At 25.1% G+C, this 21,859-nt stretch carries 19 protein-coding genes and 2 pseudogenes; 20 read left to right on the top strand and 1 reads right to left on the bottom strand.

What is annotated here, in order from left to right:
• The first annotated feature begins 5 nt into the window (after positions 1–5).
• From ybeY to AAHM99_RS01615, 19 genes and pseudogenes are all read left to right on the top strand, one after another.
• Positions 6–479 carry an rRNA maturation RNase YbeY gene (gene ybeY, locus AAHM99_RS01705; RefSeq protein WP_342275051.1) on the top strand — a complete coding sequence of 158 codons (474 nt, stop codon included), beginning with the start codon at positions 6–8 and terminating at the stop codon, positions 477–479.
• Positions 480–533: 54 nt separating this feature from the next.
• Positions 534–944, top strand: coding sequence for a diacylglycerol kinase family protein (locus AAHM99_RS01700; RefSeq protein WP_339030471.1), 411 nt, complete (start codon positions 534–536; stop codon positions 942–944).
• 14 nt (positions 945–958) lie between these two features.
• Entirely contained in the window at positions 959–1,366 is a 408-nt protein-coding gene (gene cdd / locus AAHM99_RS01695; RefSeq protein WP_342275050.1) for a cytidine deaminase, read from the top strand.
• A 112-nt stretch (positions 1,367–1,478) separates the two neighbouring features.
• Complete coding sequence (locus AAHM99_RS01690) at positions 1,479–2,195, top strand: hypothetical protein (protein WP_339030477.1); 717 nt, start codon at positions 1,479–1,481, stop codon at positions 2,193–2,195.
• A 239-nt stretch (positions 2,196–2,434) separates the two neighbouring features.
• Positions 2,435–3,439 (top strand): annotated as a pseudogene (gene glpO / locus AAHM99_RS01685) (type 2 glycerol-3-phosphate oxidase).
• A gap of 303 nt (positions 3,440–3,742) precedes the next feature.
• A pseudogene (locus tag AAHM99_RS01680) lies at positions 3,743–4,804 on the top strand (FGGY family carbohydrate kinase); the annotation flags it as partial.
• A 329-nt stretch (positions 4,805–5,133) separates the two neighbouring features.
• On the top strand, positions 5,134–5,913 hold the full coding sequence (locus tag AAHM99_RS01675) for a hypothetical protein (RefSeq protein ID WP_342275048.1): 780 nt from the start codon (positions 5,134–5,136) through the stop codon (positions 5,911–5,913).
• A 16-nt stretch (positions 5,914–5,929) separates the two neighbouring features.
• Positions 5,930–6,220 (top strand): hypothetical protein, encoded by a 291-nt coding sequence (locus AAHM99_RS01670; protein WP_342275047.1) that lies wholly within the window; start codon positions 5,930–5,932, stop codon positions 6,218–6,220.
• A gap of 6 nt (positions 6,221–6,226) precedes the next feature.
• Positions 6,227–6,688: an FGGY-family carbohydrate kinase gene (locus tag AAHM99_RS01665; RefSeq protein WP_342275063.1), complete on the top strand. Its 462-nt coding sequence runs from the start codon at positions 6,227–6,229 to the stop codon at positions 6,686–6,688.
• Between the two features lie 57 nt (positions 6,689–6,745).
• A complete protein-coding gene (locus tag AAHM99_RS01660) occupies positions 6,746–7,522 on the top strand; it encodes an MIP/aquaporin family protein (RefSeq protein WP_339030483.1) in 777 nt (258 codons plus the stop codon).
• A 130-nt stretch (positions 7,523–7,652) separates the two neighbouring features.
• On the top strand, positions 7,653–8,324 hold the full coding sequence (locus tag AAHM99_RS01655) for a hypothetical protein (protein ID WP_342275046.1): 672 nt from the start codon (positions 7,653–7,655) through the stop codon (positions 8,322–8,324).
• Positions 8,325–8,355: 31 nt separating this feature from the next.
• Complete coding sequence (locus AAHM99_RS01650; protein WP_342275045.1) at positions 8,356–9,501, top strand: hypothetical protein; 1,146 nt, start codon at positions 8,356–8,358, stop codon at positions 9,499–9,501.
• An 11-nt stretch (positions 9,502–9,512) separates the two neighbouring features.
• A complete protein-coding gene (gene era / locus AAHM99_RS01645; RefSeq protein ID WP_342275044.1) occupies positions 9,513–10,415 on the top strand; it encodes a GTPase Era in 903 nt (300 codons plus the stop codon).
• 9 nt (positions 10,416–10,424) lie between these two features.
• Positions 10,425–11,207: a DNA repair protein RecO gene (recO, locus tag AAHM99_RS01640; RefSeq protein WP_342275043.1), complete on the top strand. Its 783-nt coding sequence runs from the start codon at positions 10,425–10,427 to the stop codon at positions 11,205–11,207.
• A gap of 102 nt (positions 11,208–11,309) precedes the next feature.
• On the top strand, positions 11,310–12,677 hold the full coding sequence (locus tag AAHM99_RS01635; RefSeq protein WP_339030493.1) for a glycine--tRNA ligase: 1,368 nt from the start codon (positions 11,310–11,312) through the stop codon (positions 12,675–12,677).
• Between the two features lie 16 nt (positions 12,678–12,693).
• Positions 12,694–14,646, top strand: a complete 1,953-nt coding sequence (dnaG, locus tag AAHM99_RS01630; protein WP_342275042.1) for a DNA primase — start codon at positions 12,694–12,696, stop codon at positions 14,644–14,646.
• Positions 14,646–16,037, top strand: a complete 1,392-nt coding sequence (locus AAHM99_RS01625; protein ID WP_342275041.1) for a sigma-70 family RNA polymerase sigma factor — start codon at positions 14,646–14,648, stop codon at positions 16,035–16,037. Before dnaG ends, AAHM99_RS01625 begins: the two co-directional genes overlap by 1 nt.
• Positions 16,038–16,040: 3 nt before the next feature.
• Positions 16,041–16,736 (top strand): tRNA (adenine(22)-N(1))-methyltransferase, encoded by a 696-nt coding sequence (locus tag AAHM99_RS01620; RefSeq protein WP_342275040.1) that lies wholly within the window; start codon positions 16,041–16,043, stop codon positions 16,734–16,736.
• Entirely contained in the window at positions 16,729–17,523 is a 795-nt protein-coding gene (locus AAHM99_RS01615) for a Nif3-like dinuclear metal center hexameric protein (protein WP_339030501.1), read from the top strand. Before AAHM99_RS01620 ends, AAHM99_RS01615 begins: the two co-directional genes overlap by 8 nt.
• Before the next feature lie 20 nt (positions 17,524–17,543).
• On the opposite strand, the gene ispH is transcribed toward AAHM99_RS01615, so the two are convergent.
• Positions 17,544–18,428: a 4-hydroxy-3-methylbut-2-enyl diphosphate reductase gene (gene ispH, locus AAHM99_RS01610; RefSeq protein WP_342275039.1), complete on the bottom strand. Its 885-nt coding sequence runs from the start codon at positions 18,426–18,428 to the stop codon at positions 17,544–17,546.
• 796 nt (positions 18,429–19,224) lie between these two features.
• On the opposite strand from ispH, the gene AAHM99_RS01605 reads away from it, so the two are divergent.
• Positions 19,225–21,054, top strand: a complete 1,830-nt coding sequence (locus tag AAHM99_RS01605) for a lipoprotein (RefSeq protein WP_342275038.1) — start codon at positions 19,225–19,227, stop codon at positions 21,052–21,054.
• Positions 21,055–21,859: the final 805 nt, after the last annotated feature.

Here is a 21,859-nt window from a genome sequence, read left to right as displayed (position 1 = left end):
TTATTATGAAGGATTTATTAGAATTTAACTACAATACAGATGAGAATTTAAAAGGTTATGAAGTGCTTTTTAATAAATTATTAAAAGCTGCTAAACAAATATTAGATATTAATCAAAGTCTTAGTTTTTCAGTAAATTATATTGATGAAATTAAATCAAGACAACTTAATATGGAATATAGAGAAAAAGACTATGTAGGAGATGTAATTTCATTTCCTATTGATGATGATTTTGGTATATATAATCAACTAGATTTTAAAGAAGTGGGTGATATTTTTATAACATTTAGTGAAGCTAAAAATAAGGCATCAAAATATAAGCATAGTATTGAAGTTGAAATGGCTTGATTATTTGTTCATGGACTTTTACATATTTTAGGATATGATCATGAAATTAGCATAGAGGACGAAAAGGTTATGTTTGATTTAACAGATAAAATTTTAGATAAAGAAAATATCAAGTATAAAATGTCATTTTAATGGCATTTTTTTTAATGTAAAGTATAATAATAAAGCAGAAAAAGGTGTAATAATATGTCAAGAAAAAATGATATTAAAAAGAAATCAAAGGTTGGTACAAGAGTAAAAAATAAATTTGCAAATGCCGCTAGAGGTATTTTTACTGCTTTTAGAGAAGAGTCAACATTAATTGTCTATCTAATTATTGTTATTTTTGCAATTGGATTAGGAATTTGAGTTGGTTTAGATACAACTCAATGATCTATTGTTATTCTAACAATTGGAGTATTGACAGGTTTTGAATTCGTTAATACCTCAATTGAAAACTTTGTAGATCTATTAAGTTTTGAATATAATATTCAAGCAAAAAAAATTAAAGATATTTGTGCAGCAGCTAGTATTATTAATGCACTATTATCTGTTGTTATTGGTTTTTTAATATATCTGCCAGCATTAATAACAACTATTGAAAACTTATTTAAGTAAGATGGAGAAAAAAGATGAATTTAAAAAAAGACGAAGTTTATGAAGAATTAAAGATATTAAGAAAAAATGCCTATGCACCTTATTCAAATTTTAGAGTAGCTTGTATTATTTATTTAAAAAATGGTCAAAAAATAAAAGGTGTTAATGTTGAAAATGCAGCCTATAATCCTTCAATTTGTGCAGAAAGAACTGCTTTACCACAAATGATAACTCAAGGGTATAATAAAAATGATGTTGAATTAGTAGCACTTTATACAGATTCGGAGGGATTTGGCTCTCCATGTGGAACTTGTAGACAAACTCTTTCTGAATTACTTTTAGAAAATCAGACAATATGGGTTTATAATAAAAAAGAATTTATTAATTCATATAGTGTTAAAGATTTTTTACCATATGCTTTTTCAAGTACAAATATTGGTTAAAAATTAGAAATTAATTTAATGAAAAATAAAAACTATGTATAACAGACATTAAAGTAGGATTATAGTTTTTTTAATATTTATATAAAAAATAATAATAAGGGAGGGTATTAGTATGTTTTATAGAAATAATGATTTTTGAAATGAAAAGGGAGCAGAATACATATCTTCTTATCTAAACTTAATAAAAATTGAAAATTCAAAAGAGGAAATTTTTGAATTACTTGTAGAAAACGATTATACTGATGAAGAATTATTAGAAGAATTTGATGTTGAATTTTTAAATCACATTAAAGCTTGAGAAGTAGTTAGAAAAATGGTTTTAAAAATTAGAGAATATGAAGAAAGTTTCAAAAAAAGATTTGATGAATTAATTCTTGAGGAACTAATAGAAATATATGAATATTTGGATCCAAGTAAAAAATACTCTTATATGTTTAAAGGTGAAAATGATAAGAGTAAAGAGTTTTTAAAAAAATTAAAGAAAATTATTGAAAAACTAAGTATTGTTGAAACTTTTGATTCTGTATTAGAGTATTTATTAGCTGCAGCATTCGACTTAACTTCGCATCAATTTCTTGGTGAAAAAACATTTTTATATTTTTTCTGATTGTTTCAAGCTGCAATGATTTCTAGAAATCATGGAATCGCTGTCTTTGAAGAAAAATATGAATTAGATAGAATCTTAGAATTAAGTGAACAAATTGTAATTTATGCAAGACAAAATAAATCAAGAAATTTCTCATATTGTTCAGAATTTAGAGAATTTGTATCTTTATGTAGAGATAAAATTGACATTTTTTCTAATTATGAAAGACATAAATACGAGTAAAAACTGTAAATAAAATGTTAGGACTATAATCTATTAATTAATTAAAAAATTTTTTAATAGATTATAGTTTTTTTATATTTCCAAAAATTTCCAATATATATTAAAATAATGGAAATTTTATGATTAATTAAATTTGAAGTCTAGAGCTTCTGAAAGAGGGAAAAAGTGGAAAAATTATAGAGAAAAATTTTTATTACATTTAATTAAATATTTACAAACTATATAGAAAGAGAATACTTATGACTAAAAATAATTATGATATTTGTATAATTGGTGCAGGAATTATTGGAGCATCAATTGCAAGAGAGTTATCTAAATTTAAGCAGAGGGTTATAATTTTAGAAGCCAATGCTTCTTTTGGTTTAGAAACTACCACAGGAAACTCAGGATTAATTCATGGAGGTTTTGATCCAACACCTGGAAAATTAAATGCAAAGTTAAACTTATTTGGACGAAAAAGATATAAAGAAAATTGATTTAAGGAATTAGATTTTAATCATAAGCCTGTTAACTCGCTAGTTTTGGTTTTTAATAAGGAAGAAGAAAAACACCTTGATATGTTAATGGAAGGTGGTTTTAAAAATGGATGTACAAAAGAGGAAATAACTTTAATTAATAAAAAAGAGATTCAATTACTTGAACCATCTATAAGCAAAGAAGTAACAAAAGCTTTATTATGTACTAGTTCTTTTATTATTAATCCAGTGGAATTAACTGGTGTACTTCTAAAAAATGCTAAAAAGAATGGAGTGGATATTAAATTTAATCAAAAAGTTATTGGTATTAAGTATGAAAATAATATTTTTGATATATCATCTGAAAATACAAATTATAAGGCGAAGATTATTATAAACTGTGCAGGACATTTTGCTGATAAAATATCGGCTCTAAGTGGTTATAATGATTTTCAACTATCAACTAAAAGAGGTGAGTAAATAGTTTTGAAAAAAACTAAAGAAAATCAAGTTAATAATGTTTTATTTATGGTTCCAACAATTCATGGTAAAGGTGTAATTGTTGCTAAAACATTGGAAGGAAATTTACTAGTAGGACCAACATCTGAAGATAATGTTGCTAAAGAAGATATTAACTTAATAACTGAAGAGAAATTTAATCAAATAAAGGAAATTGGTAAAAAAATAATACCATCTTTGGATATGTCAAAAATTATTTCTAGATTTGCAGGATCTAGACCTATTTATAAAGAAACAGATGATTTTTATATTTTAATAATAAGTTTATAAATGTAGCTGGAACAAAAAGCCCAGGTATTTCTTGTGCTCCATCAATTGCTGATTATGTAATTGATATGGTTAAAGAACAAATGAATTTGGAACTAAAATTAAATTGAGATAAATATGAAAAAAATATTTTATTTTAATAATGAGGGAAATAATTTTTATTATTCAGCTTTAATATAAAGAGTCTCTTTAATGTATATTAAAAAAATATATTTAATGATACATTAATAATTTTTTAGTGTAATTTACTAACAAAAAATGAAGTATTTTAAATATTTCATAACTTTATATGAAAGGAAAAATATAATGGAAAAATATATTGTAACATTAGATGAAGGAACAACTAGTGCAAGAACTTTGGTTGTCAATAAAAATGGTGAAATAGTAGCTTCAAATCAAAAGGAGTTTTCTCAAATTTACCCTCAAGAAGGATGAGTTGAACAAGATGCGGTTGAAATCTGAAATACACAAAGAACTACATTAGTCTCTGCATTAAATTCAAAAGATATTGCTCCTGAACAAATTGAAGCAATAGGAATTACAAATCAAAGAGAAACAGTAGTGGTTTGGGATAAAAATACGGGTAATCCAATTTACAATGCTATAGTTTGACAAGATAGAAGAACAGATAAGTTTTGTATTGAATTGGCAAAAACTCATAAGGATATAATTAAAGAAAAAACTGGATTAGTAATTGATGCTTATTTTTCAGCAAGTAAAGTAAAACAAATTTTAGATAATGTAAAAGATGCAAAACAAAAAGCATTAAATAATGAATTATATTTTCGAAATATTAATACATGACTTATTTGAAAACTTACTGGTGGAAAGGAGTTTTATACTGATCATACAAATGCTTCAAGAACAATGCTTTATAATATTTCAACTCATGAATGAGATGAAGATTTATTAAAATTATTTGACATACCTTTAAGTATGTTACCTAAAATAAAAGGTAATAGTGAAATTTATGGTTATACATTTCCCGAACTACTATCTAAAAACTCAAATCATAAAATAGCAATTGCATCTTCAATTGGTGATCAACAATCTGCTTTATTTGGTCAAATGTGCTTAGAATCTGGTGCTATTAAAGTTACATTTGGTACTGGAGCATTTATTCTAATGAATACTGGTGATAAAAAAATTGACTCAAAAAATGGATTATTAACAGTAATTGGTTATTCAATTAATAATAAATTTACTTATGGTTTAGAAGGATCAGTAATGATGGCAGGAGCTACTTTACAATGATTAAGAGATGATTTAAGAATAATATATAAAACACAATTAAGTGAGTGATATTCAGAACAAGTTAATGATGATAGACAAGTTTATTTTGTTCCAAGTTTTTCAGGATTGGGTTCGGTATTGGGGGGTCTAAGTACATAGGTATCCCAATTTTTTCGTTTTATAATTCCGAACAAGATTATAATTGTATTAGCAAGAAAGGTTGTATCTAAATAAAATATTCAAATGAGTTAAAAATTCAAGCTGTTAATGATTATATTAATGGAATTAAATTAAAAGATATTGCAATTAAATATAATATAAAAGCTAATTCAAGTATTTTAGATTGATATCAAAAATATCATGAGTCATCTGATATTAAAGTATTTGATAGGAAAAAACGTAATAAAACCAATGAAGTTAGACTTAAAAATAAAGTTAACAAATATAGTGAAGAGAATAAAGAATTGAAAAAGAGGCTTTTTGAATTAGAAGAACAAATTAAGCGAAGTGCTTATTTAATAGAACTTAAGAAGGAAAAGAAGAAAAGAAAACAAGCAGAGAAGGAAGTTGAGTTATTAAAAAAGTCCATAGCATCATTTCTAATAGGTTATCAAAAGGTTAATAAAAAGACATATACAAAAAAAGATATAATTCAGATATATCAAACAGTATATGAATTATCATTAATGGGAAATGATGCAAAACAAACTATTCTAATTTATGGTGTTGGTTATCGTAGTTATACTAATTGAATTAAAAGAGGAAAACCCGAATATAAAAGAAAATATCATCTTCATGCCAAGGAGGCTGTAGAAAGTATTTATTCAAGGAAGGACCGTATATTTGGTGCTGAAAAAGCTAGATTAAAGATATTAAAAGACTTCAATATAAATCTTTCTAGAGAGACAATTATTGAACTTAGAACAGATGTTTTATTAAAATTAAAAAAAGAAATAGCATCTTCTAAATCAAAAACAAGAATGGGAATAAGTACTCATAAGAAATATACCTCATTAGATCTTATAAAAGGAGATTATAGCTCTAATAAATATTTAGAAAAGATTGGAATTGATGGTACATGATTTAAAAATATTTATATTGGAGGAGTTAAAACAAAACGCTTATTTTTACCTGCATATGACTTTTACTCTAATGAAATTAGTTCATATTCAGTTTGCAACTCTGAAAATATACTGGTAACTCTTGAAATGCTAGAAGGTTTAGTAAGAAAAATGGTTAGTTAGAATAAAGAAAATTATTATGCATAGTGATTTAGGTTCTGCATTTACAAGTAAAGAAACAGAAAAATTTTGTAAGCAGCATAATATAATTAGATCAAATTCAGCATCAGGATTCAAAGGTAATCAATTTGTAGAACAAACACATAGATGAGTCAAAAAGTACTTTTATTTAATATTTGGTAATAAATTTAATAATGATCAACATTTTAGAAGTTGTATATATAAATTTGTTAAAATTTTTAATAGTACAAATATAATCTTAAAAAATGGATGTACACCAAACGAAATGATCCAAAATTTTAGGAAATAATGTTACTTAGCCTCCCCAATACCTTCTCCATATTGAGATCCTTATTCAAGAGGATCTATATTTGGTCTTGATAGAGGTGTCAAAAAAGAACATATTATAAAAGCGGCTCTTGAATCAATTGCATTTCAAACAAATGATGTTTTAGAGTCAATGAGAGATGATTCAAAAATAAACATAAAAAGTATTAAAGTCGATGGTGGAGCTTCAAAAAATAATTACTTAATTCAATTCCAATCTGATATTTCAGAATCCGAGTTAATTAGACCTAAAAATGTAGAAACTACAGCAATGGGGGCTGCATATTTGGCTGGCCTTGCTGTGGGCTATTGAAAGGACATTGATGATATTAGAGAAAAATGAAAAGTAGATAAAAAAGTTGAACCAAAAAGAGATTCTTCAAAATTAATTAAAGGGTGAAAAGAAGCAGTTTCAAGAACTAGAAATTGATTAAAAGATATTAACAATTAGAAATTTAAATAGAGTACTTAGCAAATATAAAATTTATTCTTAAGAAAGGATTAAAATATGAATTGATCTGTATTGATATTAACAGAACTATTTGGTACGGCATTACTAATTATTTTAGGTAATGGTATTGTAGCCAATGTAGTTCTAAAAGGAACTAAAGGTAATAATAGTGGATTTTTAGCTATAACTGTAGGATGGGCATTAGCTGTGTTAACAGCGGCCTTAATCGCTAACGCTTTTGGAGGAGTAGCACATTTTAACCCAGCTGTCACAATTGCCATTGCTATTTCTGATAAAAGTAAGAACTTAGGTTTTGGAGGTTATGTTGGACTTTCGCCAGTTGCACTATTCTTTTTAGTAATTTTAATTCAATTTATAGGAGCTATGATCGGTCAGTTAATTGTTAATTTTGTTTATTATAAACATATTAAAAATACTTTAAATTCACTTAAAGTTGAAGACCAATCAAATGTACTTGCTATGCACGCAACAATTCCAACTGAAAGAAACCCATTATTTAATTTTGCTATGGAGTTTTTAGGAACAACAGTTTTAATAGTTGCTATATTGTCTTTTGGAAAATTTGCAAATGGAAATGGATTGCCAAACTATTTTGCACCGATATTAGTTGGAACAACAATATTAGCAGTGGGGTTATCACTAGGGGGAACAACTGGTTATGCAATTAATCCCTTTAGAGATTTAGCTCCAAGAGTTGTTCATTCATTAATGCCCTTTAATAATAAAGGAACATCAGATTGAAAATATAGTTGAGTGCCAGTATTAGCACCGTTATTAGCTGGAGTTACAGTAGGATTGTTATTTTTAATATAATTTATTAAAAATGTTAGTAATTGTCTTTTAAATTTTTTTAAAAAACTTACTATAAGAAAATATATGTAATAAAACTAGGTTTTTACCTAGTTTTTTTATATAATTTTATAAGATTAAAGGGAGAAAAAAGATGATCAGATTAGATACAATAGTAACTGATGTTTTAGCTGCAATTGGCTTATTTATAATAGTATTTTCTCCTTTGATATTTTCTAGAATTCAAAGAAAAATTTTGAATCAAAGATTACATACATCAATTGATGGTGAAAAACTATTTGAAAAGCTTAAATATGATCTTAAGTTATCAAAACTAACAGGAATTAATAAAAAAAGACTTTACAAAGATATTGATTATGCAAAGACTATTTTTAGAGGAGTTATGGAATATAACTCAAGAGAATTAGTTTGATATTTTAATGAATTATATGCAAAAACATACATTCACAAAACTATTAAGAAAAAGGCTGTAATTTATACATGAGTTTGAATAGTAACTATTGGAGTTATTATGGGAGGTTCATATTTAGATATTCTTTCATGACTATTTGATATGAAAAAACTTAATTCTTCATCAGGGATTGTATCAATTTGAATATTATTTTTTTGTGCCATGGGATTTAGTATCTTTATTAAATATCTAGAATTTTTTAAGGTAAAGAAAGTTATAAATGATGAAGTTAGACAAATAAATTTAACTAAGAAGGAAAAAGTTTGAAAAGACTATTTAATAATTTATTGAGTATCTTGTGCAGTTCCTTTTATTGGCTTTGCATTAATTTTAATAAATATTTTATTTATGTAATTATTTTTTTTAGAGAAAAGGTGGTGAAAATATGAAAAAGACTGATTTACTAATTAGAGGAAAATTAGGAGAAATTATTACAAAGAGATTTCTAAAATCAAAGCATGTTAAAATGGTTTCTGAAGGGGATTATATTGCAAGATTAAGAGCTTGTTGTAAAGTAATCTACAGTATTCCAATTCAAGCAATCTGAATTGGCTTTTTCTTTTATGCACGTATTATTGTTCAAAAACATGTTGCAAATACACCATCAATACCCGAAAGTGAACTGTGATTGTATACTGATCAAATTAATGTTTTAAATACTTTTATTTTGATTCAATCATATCATCTCTTTATAATGGCTTGTGTTCTAATCGTTATGCTTAATATGACCATGTCTCGAGGCACTTCGATATTTACAGCAATATTTAATATTTTGTATATATCTGAAGCACTTCTTTATGGTAGTTTCTTATTCATTCTTGATTGAGTTGGTTTACTTCATAAATTTCAAAGTCCACAAGAATTATTAATGGCAATAAGAACTCAATGATTATGAGTTATTGCAATATTTATTGCAGTCTTTTCTTGATTACCTTTAAAATCAGTTTTTGCAGATGTAAATATGTGAAATAGAGAATGAATTAGAGTTGATCGTTATAGAAAAACTGAAGATAGAGAAAATGGTTTTGTATTTAAAACTTGAGTAACACCTGGAGAAATTAGTGCAAGAAGATTAATGATTTCAACAGGATGATATCTAATATTTACAGCAAGTATTTTTCACTTAATGGATATATTTGCAAATACACAATTTAATACTGTAAAATATGTTTTATTAGTTGCAGGTTATATTATCTTTTTATCTGCCTATGTAGTACCATATAATAGTTTAAGTTTAATTTTTTATTGAAACAACTTTATATTCTTATTTTCTTTTACAGTTTATGGTTTATATATGGTTCAAAATGTAGCATGACAATGAACAATGTGATATTTATACTTATATCTATTATTAATAATCCCTTGTATAATTTCGTTTAAATCAGCTGTAAGATATACTTGAACAATTAAAGACAAAGAAGAAATTAAGGCAGTTGTTTTAAATATGTTTGAAAGTGAGAGTGCCTTTGAACAATTTATAGAAGAACGCGATAGTAAAGAAGTAGTTAAGCGATCAGAAGATACACTTTAGGAGACAATACATTGGAAAAAATAAGATCAGGATTTATTAGTATTATAGGTAGACCCAATGTTGGTAAATCAACATTATTAAATACTTTATTAGGAAAAAAAGTTTCAATTGTTACTAATAAAGCACAAACAACAAGAAATCGTATTAATGGAATATTAACTCATCAAGATGCTCAATATATTTTTGTAGATACACCAGGAGTTCATAAAGCTCAACATGAATTGGGAAGATATATGAACAAAGTAGCGTTATCTTCAACAAAAGGAGTAGATGTTATTTTATTTTTAGCACCTAGTGATGAATTTATTGGAGAAAATGATAGATTTATTTTAAATGCCTTAAGGGAAAGAGATGTGCCAGTATTTTTAATTATTACTAAAAGTGATTTACTTTCAGAAAGTCAACTTCTAAATAAAGTAGAAGAATGAAAACAACAAGATTTTGAATTTGAAAAAATTCTTAGTGTTTCATCAACAATGGGAAGTAACTTAGCAATGCTTTTAGATGAAATTAAAAAAAGCTTACCTGAAACAGGAATTAAATTTTATCCTGATGAAACTTTTACTGATCAACCTGAACGTTTTTTAATTCGTGAGGTTATTCGTGAAGAAATTTTATTGCAAACAGAACAAGAAATTCCACATTCGGTTGCAATTTTAATAGATATTTTAGAAGAGAAAAGAGATATTATTAAAGTAATTGCTTCAATAATATGTGAAAGGCAAAGTCAAAAGGGAATTATTATTGGTAACAAAGGTAGCAAAATAAAATCAATTGGTATTAATTCTCGTGAAAAACTTGAAACATTATTTAACAAAAAATTCTATTTAGAGTTATTTGTTAAAACAAAAGAAAAATGAAGACAATCAGCATCATTAATCAAACAATTGGGATATGACAAAGATAGTTATTAGGTGATGAAAATGGGAGCAACAAAAATAAATGCAGTAGTTATTGAATCTAGTGATTTTGATGATTATGCCAAAATTGTTAAAGTATTTAGCAAGCAATTTGGTAAATTAAGCTTTATAGCTCCAGGTGTTAATAAATCAACTTCAAAGAATAAATATTCAGTTCAAACTTTTAGTTGAAGTGACTTTGAAATCTTTAAATCAAGAGGCGAAGATAGAATAAGTAAATTAAAAACAGGAGTTTTAAAGAAAGAATATTTTGACATAGCTAAGAATTATAATAACTATGTTTATGGATCAATTATTTTTAAAATTCTTGATCAAATAGAACAAATTAGTAATAAAAATTATAAGATTTTCAAAATGCTAATTTTTGTTTTAGAAAATATAAATAATAATAAAAATCCATTTATAAACTATTTATTTTTTATTACTCATTTAATTCAAGAAACAGTACAACCTTTTAGGTTAAATGGTTGCATTAGATGTAAAAAAACAACTTTTCCAATTGTAAGATTTGAATATAGTGAAAATGGGTTTATTTGTGCAAGATGTCTATGACCTGATGAAATTGTTCAACCAGAGTCATTTATAAAAGTGCTTTCAAATATTCATAAAAAGACAATTCACTTTAATATTGAACAAAAGTATGAGTATATTGATTTAATAGTTATTCACAATATTGTAATTAACTATTATGAAAATAATTTAGGATTTTATTTAGGGCCAATATATCTATTAAAAAATACAGTAGCTTTAAATGTAAATGAAAAAATAGCAGAGCATTATAAATAACACTTATAATGTATTGACAAGACTAATTTAATGTAAGAAAATGCATAAGTATCTCGATATGTGCAAACATCAAGTTTGCTTTTTTTATTGTTAGGAGAAAAAATGAAGGTAGAAATAGAAAAACTAATTTCGCATTTAAAAACACAAGGTTTTGTATTTCCAGGATCAGAAATTTATGGTGGTCTTGCTAATTCTTGAGACTATGGACCGTTAGGTTCAGAAGTAAAAAATAAATTAAAAAAACTTTGATGGGATTTTTTTGTAAGAAGAAATGAATATAATATTGGTTTAGATTCATCAATAATATTAAATCCAAAAGTATGAAATGCATCGGGTCATTTAGGTAATTTTAATGACCCATTAATTGATTGTAAAAAGTGTAAATCTCGTTTTAGAGCAGATAAGTTAATTGAAGAAAAATTTAATGATATTAATGTTGGTGGATGAAATAATCAAAAAATTGAAGAATTTATCAAAGAAAAATCAATAAATTGTCCAAAATGTAACGCTAATGATTTTACAAATATTAGACAGTTCACATTAATGTTTAAAACAAATCAAGGTGTTGTTGAAGATGAAGCATCTACAGTATACTTGAGACCAGAAACAGCTCAAGGGATTTTTGTGCAATATAAAAATTCTCAGCGAGCTTTAAGAAAAAAACTGCCTTTTGGTATTGGACAAATTGGTAAATCATTTAGAAATGAAATAACACCAGGGAATTTCATTTTTAGAACAAGAGAATTTGAACAAATGGAATTAGAATTTTTCTTTTCACCCAATGATAAAACTGATTGATTTGAGTATTGATTGGGAAAAGTTAAGTTTTTTTTAGAAAAAATAGTACTCATTGATGAAAAAAAATATTCAATAAGAGAACATGAAAAAGATGAGTTAGCTCATTATGCTAAAAGAACAGTGGATATTGAATTTGATTTCCCATTTGGGAGAGGTGAACTATGGGGTATTGCTCATAGAAGTGATTTTGATTTAAAACAACATCAAACCCATTCTGGACAGGATTTAACTTATTTAGATCCAGAAACAAATGAAAAATATTTAGCCAATGTAATTGAACCAAGTGTTGGAGTTGAAAGATTACTCTTAGCAATTTTTTGTCAAAGTTATGTTGAAGAAAAAATTGACAGTGGAGAAAGAATTGTAATGAAACTTCCTTATAAACTTGCTCCATATTCAATAGCAATTATGCCTTTGCAAAAACAGCAAAATAAAAGGGCAAAAGAACTTTATGATAAAATGTTAATTGATTTCGATGCAACATTTGATGAAACAGGAAATATAGGAAAACGCTATAGAAGACAAGATGCAATTGGAACACCATATTGCATAACTATTGATTTTGATACTGAAACAGATAACAGTGTTACTGTTAGAAATAGAGACACTATGATTCAAGAGAGAATTGAAATTAAAAGTCTCAAAGAGTATTTATTAAAAAAAATACTTTAAGTAAGGAGTGATAAATTTGGCAATATCACAGAATCAAATTGATTCAGTTTTATTAAAAGCTAATATTGTGGATGTTATTGGCAAATATATTGACCTTCAAAAAAAGGGAAGAAACTATGTATCAATTTGTCCATTTCATGATGATTCAGATCCATCCATGAATGTATCCCCAGATAAAAAAATTTTTAAATGCTTTGTATGTGGAACTGGTGGAAATGTTATTACGTTTGTACAAGAATTTAATAATATAACTTTTTTCAAGGCACTTTCCTTAATTGCAAAAGATTTAAATATTAAAATTGATGGTTTAAAGGAATTTGAAAATAAAGTAAAACATAATTCAAAAGAGAGTACTTTATTTGAAATAAATAAAGCTGCCGCGAACTTCTTCAATGGTTTATTAATTTCTTCACTTTCAATTAAGGCTAGAGATTACTTAAAGGAAAGACAAATTAGTGAGCAAGAAATTGAAAGATTTAAAATAGGTTTTTGTCCAAAAAATGTAAAAGTTTATGATTATTTAATTAAACTTGGTTTTTCACAAGAAAACATTTTTGACTCAGCAATAGTTTATAAAAGTGGAGTAGATTACAATTGTACTTTTGAAAATAGATTAATTTTTCCAATAACTGATGAAGACTCAAATATTATTGGCTTTTCTGGAAGAGTAATTAATTCAAATGATTCTCCAAAATATAAAAATAGTAGTGAAAATTTAATTTTTAAAAAATCTCAATTGGCTTATAATTTTGATAAGGCAAAAAAAGAGGCTAGAATTAAAAATGAAATAATTATTTTGGAAGGCTTCATGGATGTTATAAGTTTAGAAGCCATTGATATAAAAAACTCAGTTGCTATTATGGGAACAACAATGAGTGACTATCATTTAAAATTATTTTCAAGAGTAGCTAAGAAATATAAATTGTTTCTTGATGGAGATAAAGCAGGAGTCAATGCAGCATTAAAAATTTCTCAGTTTTTACTTGAAAAAAATATTGATGTAACAGTTGTGGAAAATAATACTGGTAAAGATCCAGATGAACTAGTTAAAGCTGGAGAAAAAAATTTAATTAATCAAATGATTGAAAATAGTTCCCATCCTGCAAACTTTGCTACTAGATTTTTTTCAAAAGATTTAGATATACAAAACTCTTTAAAGGTTAATGATTTTATTGAAAAAGTTATTACAGTTCTGAAATATGAAAGTAAAGAAAACATTGTTGAATCAGTTGTTGCAAATTTGGCAGATATTACAAGACTTGAAAAAAGTACTATATTTAAAACTTTAAACAAAGCAACTAGTAAAGTAAAATCTAGTATTTCAAAAAATATAGATGTAAATTATCAAGAAAATAATATGGTTGACTTCAACGAGGGACAAGATTATATAAACAGAATGTTAAATGCTTTTGTAAATGATGAAAATAGTCAATTTGAAATTCCTGAATATGGTTATGAAACTATTAAGAAGGATAAAATAGTACAATCTAATCTTCAGCAAGTTAAAAAAAATCATTCTAAAAATTTTGCAGAGGCTGCGATTGTTTGAAATATTTTAGATAATGATTCTTTACTTGATAATTTGGATAGAAAAATAAATAATATTGAAAATATTAATGTTAAAAGAACAATAAACTTTATAATTGAACAATATAAAAAAAATGGCTATGTTGGTCATAATTGAGAACAAATAGCAAATGAAATAAAAAAACTAAATAAAAATTATTGTGAATATATTTTTGAAATTAAAAATAGACATTTTACAGCTTTGCAAAAAACTTTATCACCCAAGGGATTAGAAGATTGTTTTGACGCAATAGAACTTTATAAAATTGAAGATGAAATAATGCTTTATAGCGAAAAAATTAATTCAACTCAAGACAATGAATTGAAAATTAATTATGCAGAACATAGAGAAGAATTATTAAAACTTAGAAATAAAATATATGAAAAAAGGAGAAAAATATAATGGCACTAAACTTAAAAAAATTTGAAACAATGGAAGAATTTAAAGACTATCTTTGAATTTATTTAGATAAAAATGACAATGAGATAGCACAAGAGGAAATTCAAGAAGTTATTTTTAAAAAATTTCAAGATATAGAAGAAGAAGAAATTAGTTTACTTTTTGATGAATTAGCAAAAAGAGAAGTAGTATTTACAGATGACCTTATTGAAGAAGAACTAGATGAAGATGAAGAAGAAGAGGATGAAGATGATGCTGATGAACTTGAAGGTGAGTTTAGAAAAAGAGATAAAGAAAGAAAAGATCTAAAAAAAGCAAACGAAAATAATGCTCCTGTTAAATATCGTGTTGGGGGAATTAGTAATGAAACAAAAATTCAAGATATCATTAAATCATACTTTAACCAAATTGGATCTTCAAAAATTTTAACAAAAGATGAAGAAGTTGAATATGCAAAAATGTTGGAAGATAGTGACCCAATAATTGCTAAAGAAGGTCGAGATAAATTAATTACTTCAAATCTTAAATTAGTTATTTCTGTTGCTAGAAAACATTTAAATAGAGGACTTGATTTTGCTGACCTAATTGAAGAAGGAAATATTGGGTTAATGAAAGCAGTTGATAAATTTGATTATAAAAAAGGATTTAAGTTTTCAACTTATGCAACTTGATGAATTCGTCAAGCAATAACAAGAGCTATTGCTGACCAAGCAAGAACAATTCGTATTCCAGTTCACATGGTAGAAACAATTAATAAACTTACAAGAATTGAAAGACAATTAACTCAAGAATTAGGAAGAGATCCAACTTCAAAAGAAATTGCAAAAACTTTTGGTAAAGGAATTACTCCACAAAAAGTTATTGAAATTAAAAAATTATCAATTGAACCAGTTAGTTTAGAAAAACCATTTGGAGATGAAGATGACACTCACTTTGGTGACTTTGTTGAAGATAAAGATATTTCTTCACCAGATGAATATGCTGAAAAAGAAGCTTTAAGAGAAGTAATCGATGAAGTATTTTGTGATATTCTTGCACCAAGAGAAGAAAAAGTTGTAAGAATGAGATTTGGAATATTGCCAACTAAATTAAGAACATTAGTTAGATTAGCAGAAGAATGTGATGATGATAGTTTTGAAGATTTAAAACAAGAAATTGCTAATTTAGATATTCACTATGATACATCAATTGAAAGAATTCAAAAATACAAAAGTGCTATTATCCAATTACATCTTTCAAAATTTGATTCACCTAAAACTTTAGAAGAAGTTGGAAAAGAATTAAAAGTTACTAGAGAAAGAATTAGACAAATTGAAGCAAAAACAATTAGAAAATTTAAACCATCTGCATCAAATCCTAAAGCAAGAGTTTTAAGAGATTTCTTTAAAGGATAAGAAATGAGTTTTCTTACACCAAGATTATTTTCATTGGCAAAGTTAATTACAGAAGGAGAAGTTGTAGCTGATATTGGAACAGATCATGCATATCTTCCTATTTATCTTTCCAAAGAAGGTAAAGCAAAAAAAATATATGCAACGGATGTTGCAAAAAAACCACTTGCTGTAGCAACAAACAATATTGCTTCATTTGGAGTTACAGATAAAGTTGAAACAATCCTTGCAGATGGAATTGAGTGAACAATTTCTAAGAACATAAAACTTGATTCTTGTATTATTGCAGGGATGGGCTCTACATCAATTTTAGATATATTAGAACAAGATAATGAAAATATTTATTCTTATGTTATTGCACCTAATACTAATTTAGAACCAATTAGAAGTTGAGCCAAAAAATTTAAATATTTTGTAGAAAATGAAATAATTGTTGAAGATAATAAGATTATTTATGAAATAATAAAAATTAATAAATTTGCTGGAACAAAAATTAAAAGTAAAAAAGATATTATATTTGGACCTTTATTAAGGCGTGAAAAAAATAATAAATTATTTTTACAAAAATGATTAGAAGAAGAACAAAAACTTTTAAATTTGTTACAACATGTACCTAAAAAAGATATGAAATATAAAGAGATTGCAAAAAAGAAAAAAATTATAAATAAACTTCTAAGAAGGAGAAATTTAATTAATGAATAAAATAAAAGCAAATGCTTTAATTAACTATTTAAATGATGTATTTCCACAAAAAAATGCATCTGAATGAGATAAGGTAGGATTACAATTAGAAGAGGTATATAACTTGGAAAGTCAAGATGAGATTGAACATATAGTTATTTGCCTTGATGTAACAAAAGAAGTAGTGGAGTTTGCAATTGCAAACAAGTCGAATTTTATTATTAGTAGACATCCATTTTTATTTTTTGACTTGGAAACAGAATTAAAAAATTTAGCAAAAAAGGAAATTTATGAATTATGTATAAAAAATGAAATTCAATTATTTTCTATACATACTAATTACGATAATAGTGATAAGCAAAATATTATTGATTTAATTGAAACACAATTAAATGTAAAAAATGTCGAAAAGGTGGGAGTATTTAATGAAGGTTATAAAATTAAATTATTAAGCTCATTAACTTTAAAAGAAATAATTGAAAAGTTAAAATTTATTTTTGGAAAACAGCAAGCACTTTTAACAAGAAATTCAAATTTAGAAAAAGAAATTAATTATATTTTTCTAACCCCAGGTTCTGGGGCATCAACTATGATGGACTTACAGTTACAAAATGAGTTTTTTGTAACTGGAGAGGCAAAGTGAAATGAATGACTTTATGCTGATCAAAATAAAATGGACTTATTGACTCTAGGACATTATATGGAAAATCATTTTATTGATGATTTAGAAAATAAATTATTAAAAACATTTAATGATGAAGTTAAAATAAGTGCCTTTGATATTAAAAATACTTTTATCATTTTATAAAATATATTAAAAAAACGAAATTAAGTAATTTTGTTTTTTATTTCCTCAAGATATTTTATAACCTGATTTTGAATAATACTTGATGTAGAAGCTCCTGCAGTAACAGCCACTGTATCAATATTTTCTAAGTCATTAATTTTAATATCTTCTTTACGATTTATTCTTATCGATTTTATTCCTTTATCTGATGCCAACTCTACTAATTTCATTGTGTTATTACTTCTTTCATCTCCAACAACATATAATAGGTCAACTTCCTTTGGATTTAAATCAAGTATTGCTTGCTGTCTTACAAGAGTGGCCTCACAAATATCATTTTTAAAAATGGCATTTTCATATTTTTCTTTTATTTTTTTATAAATTAAATCAGTGTCAATTATTGACAATGTTGTCTGATTTGTTATAAAAATATCTTTATTAGATATATTTAAATTTTCAACTTCTTGAGTGTTTGTTACTAAATGGATTTTTTTATTATCTAAACTTGTTAAAGCTATAGTTTCAGGGTGAGAATGTTTACCAATAAATACAATATCAAAACCAAGATTTAAGTATTTTTTTATTATATTTTCTGTTTCTAAAACTCACTCACATTTAGTATCTACAATAATTAATCCTTGTTCTTCAGCTACCTTTAAAACTTTTAAATCAGTTCCATGAGCTGAAAAAATAACAACACTGCCTTTAGGAATAGTTTTTATAATATCTAAACGAGACTTTTTTCAATCATCAATAGCTATTATGCCAAGTTCCTCTAGTTCATTTACTATTATTTTATTGTGTACTAATAGACCAATCATATATATTTTTTTATCTGGATATGCTTTTACTGTATCTTTTGCCATTTTTATAGAAATTACAACTCCAAGACAAAAACCACGCGGTGTTACTTTTAAGACTTTCATTAAATACCTCACTTTTATTATTTTACTATTTATTTAATAGTAAAGGTAGGAAAGTATAACTTTTGTTTTTTAAAAGCAATTTAAAGTGTAATTTTTCTCTTTTTATAAGTTATACAAAAAGATAAAAGTATATAAAAAAGTTATTAAGTTTATTTGGGTAGATTTTCTCAGCATTATTTTCAACATTAAGTTTTAATTTTTGGTTTGATACTACACTACAAATTAAATTTAGTTTTAAAGAAAATTTTTGTAATTCTAATTTAAAAACAATCTCATGAGTATAAAAAATATCAACTGTTGAAGATATATACTAAGCAATTTCAAAAGTTTAATAAAAACTTCAAGGTTGAGAATGCTTAGTAGGGTAAGAATATTTATTTCTTAAGGATCAAAAAAATTAAAAATATATTATTAAAGTTGAGGTAGATAAGGAATCCACAAGACTAATTAGAAAAGTGAAATTTACATATAAGATATAAAAAAAGAAAAACTATAATCAAGAAAAAGAAAAAAATGTTAAGTAGTTTTCCATTGCATTAAAGAACTTATTTTTTTATTTGTAATAGTATTGGTAAATCAAAAATTAATCTTTTCAAGAAGTATATAATAATGTTTTACAATATCTTCAGTTTTGTAATTATAAAAATCTTTATTTAGATTTTTCATATCAAACTATTTTATAATACAAGAATTTTAAAAATATTTTATAATTTTAATTACTATTTTTGTAATATTGATTGTACTTTTAAAAAAGCATAAAATAAAATTTATAATTATAAATTATTAAGGAGAAAACATGAAAAAATTACTAAGTTTATTAGGTGGAGTTAGTTTAGTTGCAACTACAAGTGCTAGTGTAGTTGCTTGTGGTAATACAACAACAAAGCCAGAAAAAATAGATTATAACAGACTAATTAAGGACCTTGAAAAAGATGTTAATAACATTTTTGTAGAACATTTAGAGAATAATGTTTATAAAAATTTAATAGGTTTAACTATTAATGAGAAAGAGAACAAGTTTTTAAATAGAACTACTATTAAAATATTTAAAGGTAAACCTGCAAGTGAAATAGGAGAAAAAAACTTAGCTCTTTTAGTTGAAGATATTAGTAACATATTAGAACTTAAAGAATTAGAATCTAAATTAAATGAATTAAAACTTGTTAATAAGTACAATATCCTTTTAAATGATGTAAATACTTTATACAAGGGGATTGTTTTTGATTGAAACACTTTGGATATTAATTCAAATGAAAGCAATGATATATATTTAGCTAATGTTTTATTGAATTATAAAATAGAAGTTCAATACAAAGGAGAAAAAGAAATTGAAGTATTAAGAATTAGTGAATCATTTAAATATACACTAACAAATGAAGAAAAAATAAAAAACTCATCAGATAATTTTTATAAAAATATTACAAAAGATTATTTTTCAACACAAGATTTAGATGCTCAAAAATACTCAAATTTACTTTGAAATGATATCAAAGGTTCAAAAAGTAAATTAGATGGATATGGAGATATTGAAAAAGAAATTGATAATTATTGAAATAATACAGCGAAACAAAATGGATTTACAGATTCTATTACTGAGTTTATTAAAGCTAATTATTTTAATGAACTGCCTACTTTACCTCTTATATTTGAAACAGATAATTTTTATAAGAGTACAGTTCTAAATGAAACTTCTTTATTTAACTCGATTAATAAACCAAAAGCACTTGAAGATTATGAGTCAATTAAGTTTGATTATAAAACTGAAGTAGGTCAATTAATGTTGGAAAGTATTTTTAGAAAAAATCCTGATATTAGTCCGACAGATTATCTATTAAGAAGTAACTATTTTACTGAAAAAAATCTTGATGTTTGAACAAAAGATTATAAATTATTAAAAGAAGAGTTTATTAAAAAATTAAATGGAAACTTAGAAGAGTTTGAAAAAACTGAACAATATAAGAGCTCATTTTCAATGGGTCACGTTAATTTAACTGGACTTTCAATTAATTTTCCTGATGATAAATATATTCATTATTTACCTGATTTTAAAATTGCTATTAATTATATAATTGATTTAAATCAAAGTTCAGATGAAATTTTGAATGATCTGAATGAATTTTCTGTAAATTCAATTAAGGCATTTCATGAGGTTTATGGAGTGGATTATGATTATGATTATTTGCAAAAAAATAATTCAGAGGAAGATATTCTAATGGCTATTAAGAAATCTGATTTTACAAATTCAATTAAATTTGAAAAAGATTCTATAGGTGGAGTATCATTAATTAATAAAGCTTTGTCATTAGATATTAATGAGACACTACCTTATAGAGAGAAACTGTTAAAAAAATCAAATTTACCATTGGATTCAATATATTTATTCGATTTTAGAAATTCTTATTCTTCTTCTGATAGTCCATCAATGATTTGTTGCAGTAAATACTTTAGAAATTATGATAGTGAAAGAGGAGTATTTTTTAACATTTATAACCTTAATAACAATACAATGTGGGAAGCTAAGCAAATGTATTGAAATTTAGGTTACCTAAATCTTCACTTTGATTTAGATAAAATAATGGATGGAATAAAAACTTTAGAGGAAAAAGACTTTATTGTATTTTCATAAAAAGTATTGGCATCTCTAAATATAAATAAAAATAATACTGCATCAAGTATAAAATAATGTTTTTATAAAGAGATCACCTATAAGAAATTTAATAGTTTGCAAATATTGCAAACTATTTTTATATTTATTTTATATTTAAAGGCAATATTTAAATTTTTTGATTTGATAAGATATAGATAATAAGCAATTAAGTCCCAAAATATAAGATTTATCTAATAGATATATCTTGCAGTTTTTTATTAAGGAAATAGTAATCAAATCCTTTAAATGAGAATCAATATTTTGGTATTTTAATAGCTAAAATGATTATTAGATAAACGTCTTAGTACTTTTTATTCATAGGTTTAATTTTAATTAAACTAGATTTTAAATGATATTTGCAATTAATGCGTAGTGAATCTTATCTCATACTTTGTATCTCCAACTGCTCTTTAAACTTTGTCTATTATGTTAAAAGTATAGTATATCCTAAGACTCTGGTTTAAGACATATTTTAAATATAATTGCATAATTAATCTTAGTTTTTCTTCTTTCATGGTATTTAATAGTGGCTCTCTCATAAAACCTGTATTTACTGATTATAAAGGAGGACAAAGTCTCTTGTTAATATGTAGTGACATAATCGCTTATTACTCATAAAAGAGGAAGTAATTTTTTCTTTTTTCTTATGTAGATAATAAGCGATTATGTCCCAAAATACAAGATTTATCTAATAAATAGATCTTGTATTTTGTAAATAACATATGATAATGTCTCAATGTGTAACAAATAGAAATGTCCCAATATTTATATAAATATTGATATC

Source organism: Spiroplasma endosymbiont of Cantharis lateralis, from assembly GCF_964030855.1.
Classification (GTDB): domain Bacteria; phylum Bacillota_I; class Bacilli_A; order Mycoplasmatales; family Mycoplasmataceae; genus Spiroplasma_A.
The sequence above is the reverse complement of the archived record's forward strand: the minus strand, read 5'-3'. Positions and strand labels throughout refer to the sequence as shown.